Here is a 12,242-nt window from a genome sequence, read left to right as displayed (position 1 = left end):
GGCTCAGAGTTCCTTATGCCGGCGCTTGTCCACTGCCCGTAAACCGGGAAAGAAGTGTTTATTAAAATACACTGCGGCCAATGCGGTAACCGGAATTAACCAAAGTCCGATAATCAGGGTGGCTGACAAATAAATTGCGCCAAAAACAACCATATTATCTTTGACTGAGAGCCTGGCGAAATTAGGATCATTCCAATAAGAGTTGACCAGTACGGCAAGGCTGATAATGAGCAGATAAACAATGGCTAACAGAATTCCAAGCAAAAAAGGCCTCCACCAGCGAGAAGGTTTGGCCAGTTGATTTCCAAACAAAGCTCCCAGCAGGATGCCGATAAAAGGAACAACGATTAAGGCATATCCCAAGGGAAAGCCCTGGCTGGCTTTTAAGGGAAGCAAAGTATAGCGAGTAAATATCAGAAATAGAAAGGCAAAAATGCCAAAGAAAACAGCAGCTGCAAATCGAGCGCTGATTGGTTTTTGTTCACTTATTGAGTTCATAATCTTTTTTGTCTGCTTATCGTTTTTCTTTTCAGCCGAAAATCACGCTGTTCCATTTCGCTATGCAGGATAATGTAAACCAGATGACCACGCAAATACACCGCTGCAAACCCGGATAAAATCGCTAGCCACCATCCTACTATGATAATGCTGTTCCTCAAAACAAAAAAATAAATGTTCAGCCAGTCGGGAGAATAGGGAACAATACTGAAATAGGTATCATATTCTTTAAGAAAGTAGAGGAAAAGAAAATCGTAAAATGGCATTGCTGCGGATACCATGAGAAAGCCATACAAAAACACTTTCAAAGGATAGGGCCTTGGGCAATGCACTATTCGTTTGCCAAATAGAAATCCAAAGACGCAGGCGATAAAACCCGCCAGAGCGACTGCAAGGAAAACAGGCAGGATTTGCTCAAATCCTATTAAAAATAGAAAGGCATCAATCAGAATGGTACCGATGACAGCAAGGAATGCGTAATAGGAAGCGCATAGCAATCTGGGATTATGTAATGATAGCGCATCGTCTTTGCGTTTTTTCATTAGCATGTCTCCTGTATTAAACCTGATAACAGCCAAGGTTTGAAAAACCGAGACAAGTTAATTATTCAAGGCGGAAATTAACAATAGCCTGCTATTTAATTTTAGACTAAGTTGGTTAAATTCATTTCATTTATCTACAATTAAAATAATAAAAAAAGAAAAAAATCGGATGAATATGGATATCACACCTTTTTTCAAATTGATGGTTGAACGCGGCGCTTCAGATTTATTTTTTAGTGTGGGCGCTCCTCCCCATATCAAGATTGAAGGCATCACATCCCCGATTGGTCAATCACCTTTAAAATCTCAGCAAATGTCTGAAATCGCCTCGTCTATCATGAACGATGAGCAACGAAAGGAATTTGATGCCACAATGGAACTGAATATGGCCATTTCGCTTACCGGAGTTGGCCGTTTCAGAATTAATCTGTTTCGCCAGCGCGGGGAAGTCGCTATGGTGGTGCGGTATATCAAAGGCATCATTCCCAGTATTGAAGAGTTGCAATTGCCTGCCATTCTGCAATCGATCATTCTTGAAATGCGGGGCCTGATATTGGTTGTGGGATCCACCGGCTCCGGGAAATCGACTACACTGGCATCAATGATTGACTATCGAAATGATAATCACAGAGGTCATATTCTTACTATTGAAGATCCGATTGAATACCTGTATCGCCATAAAAAATCGATTGTTGATCAGCGAGAGGTGGGCCTTGATACCCTTAGTTATGAATCAGCTCTTAAGAATGCCATGCGCGAAGCGCCTGATGTAATTTTGATTGGTGAGATCCGCGATCGCAATACAATGAGGCATGCGATTGCCTATGCAGAAACCGGACATTTGTGCTTATCAACCCTGCATGCGAATAATGCCAATCAGGCCCTGGATCGTATTCTTAATTTTTTTCCCGATGACGCGAGACAGCAATTGCTGCTTGATCTCTCGCTGAATCTAAGGGCAGTGATTTCCCTTCGCCTCGTACCCGGTATTGAAAAACAAAGAGTTCCTGCAGTCGAGATCATGCTCAACTCACCTTATATTGCTGATTTAATTGAAAAAGGAAAAGTCGATGAAATCAAAGAGGTGATGGCTAAAAGCAGAGAACAGGGTATGCAGACTTTTGATCAGGCCTTATTTGATCTTTACAAAGCAGGAAAAATCAGCAAAGACAATGCCATACGCTTTGCCGATTCCAAGAATAACGTGGGATTACAAATCCGCCTGACCGACGAAAAAAGCCTTGATGACATTCAGGACTTAACTATTCAGGAAGATTTTCCCGAGGGTTCCTGAACACACCTAATGAGTCTGCATCTCGCCCAGGCGAAATGGATAATCAACACGGCATTGCTCGTAGGCTCTATACATGCGCGCAGGATTCGGATAATAACCATAGTGTTCGGCCTCATAAGCACAGCAAGGCAGCCGGCTTAAAAAGCATCCGCGCTTGGCATTCCAGACAAAGCCTTTGCCAGTGCAGCTAAGCGATCGCCCGTCAATGCAAACATAACGTGCTTTGGAAGGAGGATTGCCAATAATGCAGCCTTGCGCCAGGCTGATAGAGGGGATTAAAACAAGTAAAAGAGCTATTGTTTTCATTCTTATTTGATCCATTCACTTGCTATACTGATAAGAATAGTTGATTTTAGTAAAAATGTAAGACGGACCGGTGACTTATCTGCGCTTTAGCTTACAGCAATTAAAAAAACAGGATATTAAGGACTTCTTAAGCTTTTATAGTTAAAATGACGGAAGAATTGCGATTGGAGTATTCACATGCCTCAGAATCAGACATTACAAGATGCCATAAAGAAACTACATCATAACAATAATAAAGAGAAACATGAAAAAGCCCAGCGAGCACTGGATGCAATTTTTGCGGCTGATCCAAATGATGAAGCGGCCTTTAAGGCGGCGGTTAAAGCCCATGAGGCGTTCTGGAAAGAGAATGGGGTGGACCCGGTTGACGACCTTGCTAAAGATGGTGCAGATGATGCACCCAATTTTGTGGAGCTTTACAAACAGGTTGCCAAACAACGGGTGATTAGCCGTCTAGGTATACATGAAAGCCATCTCGTAAAATTCATTCTCGATAATCCTGTCGAATTACGAAGACAATTAGTAGTAGACCCTTATAAAAACCACTTTGGCGATCTGACCAAATCAAAATTGCCCTGGGATGCCAGCAATGAGGGAGTCATTTCCAATCCCGCAGCTGCTGAAATCAGCTTGGCTGCCCAGACTTACTATCTCGAATCCAAACTGAAAGCAAGCGACGATTCTCAGCAATTAGATGCCTTGCTGCAGGCAATTGATGACGATGATGATGCGGCATTTCGGCGCGTGCTTCAGAACTGGCAAATTCCCCAGCCTGCTCTTGATAAGATGACTACTGAGGGAGTCGGTGCCCAAATTACACACTCCCTCGCGCTTAAGGCGCTTGAAGCAAGGGCGCGTCTTCTGGCAAGTCAGCAAGATCGCCATAATGATCTGCTTGCTATGATTCAACGAAATGATGATGCTGATTTCGCTGCTCATCTTGGGGCTCCTTATGATCAGAAAGTAGACGCTGAAGATGCCAAAGCACTTCGTGGCGCGATGGGGGGAGAATATCTCAAAGCCAGATTGAACGCAGAGCAGCGGCAAGATACATTATTGCAACTCGCTGGAATGACCATACTTGACAATTTGCAAGCAGCGTTAGCCAATGAGTATGGCAGCCAGGCAGGTAACAAAGATGCACTGAATCAGTATATTGGCGAAGCAGTCACCCAGAGCACTATAAACAGCTTCCGGCAAGTCGCAGCCAGCAAAGCTCTGACTGATAAAATTGCGACGATGAATGATGTGGCAGCCCTTGAAGCGCTGGCCAGGGCAAAAACGCAGAAAGACTTCTCCCAGGTACTGGAGACCGTTTCGGCTTTTGGTTTAAATACACCGGCTAAAAAATCGGTCTGTGAAGCCTTTACCAATTTAGAAGAAATTAAAAAACTGAGTACCATTGCTCATGTTCGCAGTAATTTACTGCCTAAAATACCGCAGACGGACAAAGACTGGGGAGAGGCCAGGGTACATGCTGATCGTTTAGCCACTCTACTTGATCCCGCCTATACCTCTGCCAATTACGCTGCGCAATTCTTACCCGCCAATCCAAAGCCTGAGGAATTGCAATCGTTCAAGGATTATTTCAGTGATCCGGCCCGCTTAATGGAGGCACGCAAAATGGCTCTGGCCGGTTTAATACCGGCTACCCTGAAGAATGCCGATTCAGGGCTTTTAAATGGAATTATAGCCGCCGATGATACTAATAAACTGAAAGCGGCAGTTGCCGCAGTATTGGGGCATGATAAAGCCAATGATTTGATCGATAACGATTTAAATTCTCCCTATAATCTGAAGATTCGTGCCTATGCACATCTTTACCAGATGCCGCAATTTCTGGCGGAAAAGAATTACGCTGATTTGTCGCGGATTGTAGGGGCAAACGGTTGGGAGGGCTTGCCGCCGGTAATGCAAACCGTGCTTCCCGGCTTAAGTCAAAACGATGCGCAGAATCTTGAAGCAGAACTGATTCAGGCCTTGCTTAATAAATACCCTGCTGATGCTGATTTGAATCTGTTGGTTAATTTAACCAAGCCAGGTATTTCAGAGGCTGAATTTAAACAAGCCTTAACTGACCTGCATATTAATCGCCAGGACTGGGTGAATCCAGCTCGTATGCAGGCGGCTCAGAAGGTTGCCGGTGAACGAGCCATGATTATCCGAGCCGAGAATGTCCTCGGGGTTTCGCTTGATCAACGACCGGAACTGAAAAAAGTCATCCTGAATCTTCCCCCAAAAAAGCAGGCTTCTCTTGCTGCCAATGGCGAATTGATTTCATTATTAGCTAGCCGGACTGACGCTGATAAAATCAGGGATTTGCTGAACGACAAGCATCTGAATCTCGATGCACTGGTTCAGGAAAACACAAATCTTGGGCTATTCCACAAGATTCATAATGCCGCTATTGCGAATACCTTAAAAGGTCTCAACGTAAAAATTGACCCCAGTCTGGTGCGCAGTATCAATGAATACATTGATTCTAAAACAACGGCTGAGCTTTCAGGACAGCCACAGGCATTTGCTGATTCAGTTAAAAAACTTTGGGAAATTCTGGAAAGGGCTAATCGGCATGTTGAAGAAGCCGCCTTTAATCGAGCCTTCGGCTATAATGACGATAGAAGCGCTTTAAACCGCCACGATCCCAAGAACAACATTTCACATCAGCATGATCATAATCAGGATTTACGCGCTTTTATGAATGGCGCAAATCCCGCGGGCAGGAAAAGAGTTGCTGATTTTATGCTGGGCTTATCCAAAAATCAGCAATTTACAACGAATCAGTTTCAGCAATTGTGTACGCATCTGGGAGCAGCAAAGGATCGGGCTGAATTGGATCGTTTGATCACTAATGATCCTGCTTTACAAGGAGCAATGCCGCCTGAATTTAGCCGGCAATTAACGGAGAGTGTCTATAGTTTCCTGACCCAGGGTATCAAGAGTGATAAATACAAGAACATGAGCCTTCAGGAGCTAAGCGCTTCCATAGATGCTAGCCATCTTGTAGTTGAAATGAATCTCGATAAGCTTCATAGTTTACAGAAAGAGTCCGGCCATTCTTATTTAAAGTCCTTCAGTGAGTTACAGGAAGCCCTCTGGCTTGATCCTGCATTTGAGGGCCTGTCTAAAACCAATGCGGCGCGAATAGAGGAGGATCTAATAAACACAGAAAAAATGTGTAATATTGTGATCCCTGCACTTAAAGCGCATTTGGCTCTGATTGAAGAGCACCTCAAATCATTACCAGATAATGATCTTAATAGCAAAAAAGCCAAGGCAATCACGAAAGAAAAAGCCTTTCTTACCCAAGCATATAATGAGATTAAAACCGAATTGGATATGTATCTCAAAATAGAGGATGTATTAAAGGGTAACCCCAATGCTTCCGATGAACGCATGCAAAAAGGATTGCTGGCGGCCGTTGAGGAAGCGAAAAAAGGGGAGTATACAATCCAGTTTACTGAGTTTAAGGTAAAGGTTGGCAAAGACGAAGATATTGCTGTCTTTGATGATCTGATTAAGAAGGAAGACGGACAAAGAAAACAGGCGACCTATAATCAGGCTTTACAGCTTGATATCGGGGTGGCAGTCAAGGATTATGAAACAGAGAAAAAGGTTCCGGTAGGCAAAGTCCGGCCCTATATTCTGGAGCATCAAACCAAAGGCAGTGATGGTACGGTCACCATCACTACCAGTACCGTACTTGAGAGACGCCATTCGCAGGATATGGCCCCTAAAACCAGCAAGGGAGAAGAGGCCTATAATCCTTCAAAATCACTGACGTTGGTTCCTAATAAGAAACGTACAGAAGATCAGATGGCTAAGGATGCCATATTCATGGCTATGAAGGCGCTTACCGGTTTAGCGAAAGCCCCAGATAAGGATCATCCGTTTCTGCTAACCGGGGATAATGCGGATGAGGTCAGATTATTGTATGGTGCTTTATTAGCTGTCGGTGAACTTCATCCTCGATTTAAAATCAGTGAAGAATGCATTCGTATGGGCACTACTGCGTATGTTCCTCCAAGATCGAGTGTATGGAGTGACCCCAATTATAAAATAATAAAAAATAATCCTGAATTTAAAGCCTTAACCCAGGGATTTAGTAAGATGGTAATCCAGCAGGAAAAGGCGCAGGCTGATTTGAAGCGTGTGGAAAAGCAGGTCACGAATTCCGGTAATATGTATAAAACGGCTATTCAGGATGGACGTGCGCTTAAGGAATTAGAACAGGAGAATGCCAATCGGCCTCAAAGCCCTTCGGTTGGTTCTCCATAACAAGAGCAATTAAGGACAACATGAATAATAATAATTTGCCAGTCGGTGTATTCGACTCAGGGATGGGCGGCCTGACCGTTCTGCGTGCCTTGAAAAGCTTATTACCCAGAGAGTCCTTCATCTATCTGGGGGATACAGCCCGTTTGCCTTATGGAACGAAAAGTGCAGAAACTGTGCAACAATATGCTGTTCAGATGGCCAGATTATTGATAGCCAGACGCATCAAGGCGCTAGTGATTGCCTGTAATACGGCAACCACTGCCGCCTTGCCCTATTTGCAGGCCATGTTTACGGAAATACCGGTGCTTGGAGTGGTTCGGCCGGGAGCAGGTGCAGTAGTGGCTGCCACACGCAACCAGCAAATTACCGTGTTTGCCACCGAGACCACTATTGCCTCCAATGCTTACCAACGCTTAATTACCGAACAGCTGCCTCAGGCGTCTATCAGTGCGCGTGCCTGTAGCGTTTTGGTAGCGCTTGCCGAAGAGGGGATGGTGAATAATGCAGTAGCACGCGAAGCGCTGCTTTATTATCTGTCTGAATTCAAGAACGAAGATACTTTATTGCTGGGCTGTACGCATTTCCCAGTTTTTCGCCCCTTGCTTGCGACGTTGCTGCCCGAATCAGTCGCGGTAGTTGATTCTGCCGAGGCAACTGCCTATGCGTTTCAAAAGCTATTGTATTCGCATCATCTGCAAACAGACTCTACTTCTTCGGGAAAAATCGAATATCTGGTAACCGACTCTATTCGTCGTTTCCAGACGGTGGGAGAGATTTTTCTGGGTGAAGTATTAAAAGATCACCATATTGAACTGGTGGACGCCTGTTTCCCAGTAGAGGCGGATAATTCAACTCGAGCTGCTTAAGGTGTATGGTCATTGCGAACAAAGTGAAGCAATCCAGTGACCATTGCCTGTATGGTGTCAAAATTGGTTGCTTCGCCAAAGCTTTAAAGACTTTTAATTAAAGACATTGGTTTGTTTTTTAAAGGGAGTAATTATCGAATGAGTGTGGAAGTTGCAAATCCACATCCTTGTGGACCAGCGCATCCTTGCGCCGTTTCCCTGTTCTGGAACATCCTGTTCCTGAATTTGCAACTATCCTTACCCTAAAGTGTAGTCTTTACTTGGCAATGGGTCATTAAGAAACTGTATGCGCGTCACTTGAGAAATATCTCAATTTGAATTTGAGGGAAACTAAATGATATTCTGGATGAATGCGTTCAGGATGTGGTACCAAAGAGCCCCCTTAATGAGAGTCAAATTATTTACATGGTTAAAACCACTAATCAAGCTTATCTGTTTAAGTCTTTTAATTTTACTTGGATTAAGGATATTTGAGTTACAGCGAGGCCCTGCATTAGAGCTATGGCATACTTATGTTCCAAAGGAGAAGCAGGCTAAAGAACTGGATAAGCTTGGCTGGCCACAATACATCGACATAGAAAATTCTCTTTTTGATGCTGTGCGCACTGAGGTAACTGAAAAATTAACTAGCAAGCAGCGCATTCCAGGTAATCGATATTTCTCCGGCAGCCCGGTTTATCCTGAAAAATTTTCTACTGACTGGAATCGTTCCTATATACTTGATCCCCAGGGTCCAGCTGTCGGCGCTGTAGTCTTATTACATGGGTTGACGGACTCTCCTTATAGCTTGCGCCATATCGCCAGACGATATGTTGCTCATGGTTACGTGGCAATCGCGATTAGATTACCAGCCCATGGCACAGTACCGGCTGCCTTAACTGATGTGAAATGGGAAGACTGGTTGGCGGCAACCCGGCTAGCAGTACGTGAAGCACGAAGACGCATAGGCCCGTCGCAACCTCTGCATCTTGTTGGTTTTTCAAATGGGGGTGCACTGGCATTAAAATATGCTCTTGATTCTCTTGAAAATAAAGAATTAACCAAGCCAGACAGGATTATATTAATTTCACCCATGATTGGAATTACACGCTTCGCACGTTTTGCGGGCTTTGCTGCCTTGCCAGCGATATTACCACCCTTTGCAAAAGCAGCCTGGCTCACTATACTCCCTGAATTCAATCCATTTAAATACAACTCTTTTCCAGTCAATGCAGCAAGTCAGTCTCATCGTCTAACTACAGTATTGCAACAACAGATAACACGCCTTGCCAATGAAGGTCGACTAGTTGAACTCCCACCGGTATTAACCTTTCAGTCTGTAATGGATTTTACAGTCAGTACGCGAGCGATAATCCGATCTTTCTATGCTAATCTTCCTGCAAATGGCAGTGAATTAGTATTATTTGATTTGAACAGGGCATCAAAATTAGGTCTTTTATTACGTCCTTCAGCAGATACGGCAGTGGAAAGGCTTCTGAATGCTCCTCCCCGAAACTACCGCAGCGTCATTATCACGAATGCGAATAATGACAGTGTTGATGTGGTTGAACGTGTCACTAATGCTGGAACGGTTAATGAACGTATTTTTCCACTAGGATTGACTTATCCGCGTGATGTCTATTCTTTGTCGCATGTTGCAATTCCTTTTCCAATGAACGATAGTCTGTATGGTCTTTTTCCTGACTCAATGGACTATGGAGTTCAATTAGGAACCATTGCTTCGCATGGTGAACGGCAAGTGCTTATTGTCAGTCTGGATTCAATCCTTCGACTTTCATCCAATCCGTTTTTCCCCTACATGATTCAGCGGATAGAAGAGCAGCTCTCTAAGAGGAGCTAATTTTTTCTTTATTACCTATAGTCTTAGCAAACGAAGTGAAGCAATCCAGATCGAAACTTGAATAACCTTAAAAGATGGATTGCTCCGCTGACGCTCGCAAAGACGATTTTTTGCGTACCTACCTTCATTTATGCAACAATGCCTCTGGGAATGACAAAATCTCTGTTGATCAGCGATCAGAAAAGTAGTCAAGCACTGCTTGATTCCATTGCTGCGGTTGTTCCAGGCTGGACAGATGGCCGGCATTTTCAATAATCACCAAAGCACTGTTTCTGGCGATTTCATGCAGATTCTCACTTTGCCGGGGTGAGAGCACTGAATCGTATTCTCCGCTTAGAATTAACACAGGGAGTTCCGTACTTCCGAGAATGGAAGAAGTGTCTTCTCGCAGCGCCATCCCGCGTAGTGCCGATGCCAGGGCAGTTGCTTTCTGAGATTCCAGAATTTCGAGAAGCTCCGCCTTTATTTGTTCTGATGCCTGCGTGGAAAGTGCTTTGCTGATAAATGCCTGGATAAATGACGAAGTGCCCTTGTTTAAGATTTCCTGGGCTGCAAGTTCGCGCCGCTTTTTTGTATCCTCGTTATCTGCAATTGATTGCGTGCCGGATAAGATTAGGGAATTAATGCGTTGGGGATATTTTTTTAAAAAAGCCAGTGCAACATAACCACCCATTGACTCACCGCCAATGATCGCATTGGGAAGTTGCAAGTGATCAAGAACCATCCTGATTTCCTCGGCATATTCATCCATAGAGACTGGCTTACCATTAACTTCACCAGACTGACCAAAGCCCCACAAATCCACGGTGATCACCCGAAATCTGTGCTTTAGTCCTTCTCTCTGAGCTTTCCAGATGTTCTGGTCGGCAGGAAAAGGATGAATTAATACCAGCGCAGGGCCTTCGCCGACGTCAGTATAGGAATAATAATTACTCTGGGCTGCTGCACTCTGAAATAACAAGCAGAAAAATAAGTATTTTAAAAATCGGTTCATCTAACTTCGTCCATGAAAAAGGGATATACAGCTTAGGGCATATAACCCCATTTTCATAATCAATATTTTTTATCAAAATCATTGATAAAATTGATAATAAAGCGCTGCTTATCAGACAAGGGGATAATGCCGCCCTAAAGAGAATTATCCCCCGCCTATTGTTTTTAGCTGTTTTTAATCATCCATTTTTCGATTAAAAACATGAAAAGTCCGATGGCTAAAAAATATAAGGGCATTGCCTGGAGTGTGCCGTTATGAAAATAGCCCATCCCCAAAGTAAAGACGGAAATCAAAGAGTAATAAAAGAAACCGAACACGCTGGACGCGGTGCCGATACACCATTTGAAGTCAGTCAGAGCGAGTGCCAGGGCATTAGTCGTGACCATGCAAACGCCAAACATAATAGTCATTTGCATTACCAGGCTCATAATAATCATGAACCTCGCAGGCAGGTGCAAATAGACAGCGATAAAGCTGTATATCAGGGTCGCAATCAAAATTATCATTAAGCCGTATTGCATGATTTTACCGGAAGAACGATAGGCATGCAGATATTTGGACAGCAGACCGCCCGACATGGTGCTTATGGCAATGGCAATGAAGCTCATACCAAATTGACTGGGCGACAAACCTAGCATCTTGATGAAATAAAAAGGGCCTTCAGCAAAATAACTAAATGAAATGCCATTACAACCTGCTACCAGAAGTGCAAATCCCATTACTTTTTTGTTACCCAGTAATTGAATAGCCACTCTGGCAAGAGAAATTCGGGCTCGTTGCTGTGGAAGATGCGTTTCAGGCAGATTTCTCGCTACCAGAATGATTAGCAGCAAGCTGAAAAGAGCTAACACTGTAAAAATGCTTCGCCAACCCAGATGTTCTGCAATAAAACCGCCCACGACCGGTCCTACCGCAGGAAACACAGCCAGTGCACTACCGACCACAGAGTAGACTTTACCTAAAGCACTGCCTTGAAAGGCATCCCGGCAAATCGCCTGTCCAAGAACACTGCCGATACTTCCGCCAAAGGCCTGAACAAAACGACTGATCATTAATCCGCTGATAGTTGTGGAATAGTAACATCCCGTACAGCCTATAATGAATATCAGCAGTCCCAGTAGAATTCCGGGTTTTCGTCCAAACCGATCGGAGAATTTTCCCCATATCAGCGTGCCAATAGCAAAGCCGAATAGATAGATAGTGAGTGTATATTCCATCATTGACGCAGAGGTATGCAGACTTTGCGCGATGACAGGAAGTGAGGGCGTATAAACTGTTTCAGACAGTTGGGGTAAACCCGCGATAAGTACAATCAGCCACACAGGCGGCATTTTAAAATTCATAAAAACCTCGAAGTTTTAGAAAATAGAACACTTCTGCTTTTCTAAAAAAGCAGCTCATTGTGAAAATGAAGTAGTTCTTCTCTTAAACAACGACGATTTTTTTCATTCCATAACACCTGAAGCAAAAAGTAGAGCGACTATTATACAGTAAACGAAGGGAGATGTCATTAGGTTATCAAGATTATGTAGGTCGGGCGCTTCGCCCGACATTTCCTTGGATAAGTGACTGCGTCGAATTTGTCCATTTGGATAAAAAAACGAGCGTCGGGCGAAGCGCCCGA

The 12,242-nt window shown here is 44.0% G+C and carries 9 protein-coding genes; 4 read left to right on the top strand and 5 right to left on the bottom strand.

What is annotated here, in order from left to right; genetic code table 11:
- Positions 1-3: 3 nt before the first annotated feature.
- Together DYH61_RS11310 and DYH61_RS11305 are read right to left on the bottom strand one after the other, a co-directional pair.
- A complete protein-coding gene (locus tag DYH61_RS11310; RefSeq protein ID WP_058507636.1) occupies positions 4-498 on the bottom strand; it encodes a hypothetical protein in 495 nt (164 codons plus the stop codon).
- Positions 495-1,040 carry a hypothetical protein gene (locus tag DYH61_RS11305; protein ID WP_058507635.1) on the bottom strand — a complete coding sequence of 182 codons (546 nt, stop codon included), beginning with the start codon at positions 1,038-1,040 and terminating at the stop codon, positions 495-497. Before DYH61_RS11305 ends, DYH61_RS11310 begins: the two co-directional genes overlap by 4 nt.
- Before the next feature lie 175 nt (positions 1,041-1,215).
- Here DYH61_RS11305 and DYH61_RS11300 point away from each other — a divergent pair, with 175 nt between their 5' ends.
- Positions 1,216-2,334, top strand: coding sequence for a PilT/PilU family type 4a pilus ATPase (locus DYH61_RS11300; RefSeq protein ID WP_058507906.1), 1,119 nt, complete (start codon positions 1,216-1,218; stop codon positions 2,332-2,334).
- 6 nt (positions 2,335-2,340) lie between these two features.
- On the opposite strand, the gene DYH61_RS11295 is transcribed toward DYH61_RS11300, so the two are convergent.
- Positions 2,341-2,640: a hypothetical protein gene (locus DYH61_RS11295; protein WP_058507634.1), complete on the bottom strand. Its 300-nt coding sequence runs from the start codon at positions 2,638-2,640 to the stop codon at positions 2,341-2,343.
- Between the two features lie 177 nt (positions 2,641-2,817).
- Between DYH61_RS11295 and DYH61_RS11290 the strand changes: the two genes are divergently transcribed.
- The 3 genes from DYH61_RS11290 to DYH61_RS11280 all read left to right on the top strand — a co-directional run bounded on the left by DYH61_RS11290 (position 2,818) and on the right by DYH61_RS11280 (position 9,624).
- Positions 2,818-6,918, top strand: coding sequence for a hypothetical protein (locus DYH61_RS11290; protein WP_058507633.1), 4,101 nt, complete (start codon positions 2,818-2,820; stop codon positions 6,916-6,918).
- 20 nt (positions 6,919-6,938) lie between these two features.
- The gene (murI, locus tag DYH61_RS11285) at positions 6,939-7,784 is read left to right on the top strand and encodes a glutamate racemase (RefSeq protein ID WP_058507632.1); all 846 of its coding nucleotides are present in this window, start codon (positions 6,939-6,941) and stop codon (positions 7,782-7,784) included.
- A 385-nt stretch (positions 7,785-8,169) separates the two neighbouring features.
- Positions 8,170-9,624, top strand: a complete 1,455-nt coding sequence (locus tag DYH61_RS11280) for an alpha/beta hydrolase (RefSeq protein ID WP_083499213.1) — start codon at positions 8,170-8,172, stop codon at positions 9,622-9,624.
- A 169-nt stretch (positions 9,625-9,793) separates the two neighbouring features.
- Here DYH61_RS11280 and DYH61_RS11275 read toward each other — a convergent pair whose 3' ends face one another.
- Positions 9,794-10,618, bottom strand: a complete 825-nt coding sequence (locus DYH61_RS11275) for an alpha/beta fold hydrolase (protein WP_058507630.1) — start codon at positions 10,616-10,618, stop codon at positions 9,794-9,796.
- A 164-nt stretch (positions 10,619-10,782) separates the two neighbouring features.
- On the bottom strand, positions 10,783-11,961 hold the full coding sequence (locus tag DYH61_RS11270) for a multidrug effflux MFS transporter (protein WP_058507629.1): 1,179 nt from the start codon (positions 11,959-11,961) through the stop codon (positions 10,783-10,785).
- Positions 11,962-12,242 lie beyond the last annotated feature (281 nt).

It is taken from the genome of Legionella quinlivanii (assembly GCF_900461555.1).
In the GTDB taxonomy this organism is placed as follows: Bacteria; Pseudomonadota; Gammaproteobacteria; order Legionellales; family Legionellaceae; genus Legionella_C; species Legionella_C quinlivanii.
This window is presented reverse-complemented; position numbering and strand designations above follow the sequence as displayed.

What these genes read in the sequence shown, in the direction of transcription:
- DYH61_RS11310 (WP_058507636.1), bottom strand. Translation starts at nt 498, where the DNA reads ATGAACTCAATAAGTGAACAAAAACCAATCAGCGCTCGATTTGCAGCT.
- DYH61_RS11275 (WP_058507630.1), bottom strand. Translation starts at nt 10,618, where the DNA reads ATGAACCGATTTTTAAAATACTTATTTTTCTGCTTGTTATTTCAGAGT.
- DYH61_RS11280 (WP_083499213.1), top strand. Translation starts at nt 8,170, where the DNA reads ATGAGAGTCAAATTATTTACATGGTTAAAACCACTAATCAAGCTTATC.
- DYH61_RS11305 (WP_058507635.1), bottom strand. Translation starts at nt 1,040, where the DNA reads ATGAAAAAACGCAAAGACGATGCGCTATCATTACATAATCCCAGATTG.
- murI (WP_058507632.1), top strand. Translation starts at nt 6,939, where the DNA reads ATGAATAATAATAATTTGCCAGTCGGTGTATTCGACTCAGGGATGGGC.
- DYH61_RS11270 (WP_058507629.1), bottom strand. Translation starts at nt 11,961, where the DNA reads ATGAATTTTAAAATGCCGCCTGTGTGGCTGATTGTACTTATCGCGGGT.
- DYH61_RS11290 (WP_058507633.1), top strand. Translation starts at nt 2,818, where the DNA reads ATGCCTCAGAATCAGACATTACAAGATGCCATAAAGAAACTACATCAT.
- DYH61_RS11295 (WP_058507634.1), bottom strand. Translation starts at nt 2,640, where the DNA reads ATGAAAACAATAGCTCTTTTACTTGTTTTAATCCCCTCTATCAGCCTG.
- DYH61_RS11300 (WP_058507906.1), top strand. Translation starts at nt 1,216, where the DNA reads ATGGATATCACACCTTTTTTCAAATTGATGGTTGAACGCGGCGCTTCA.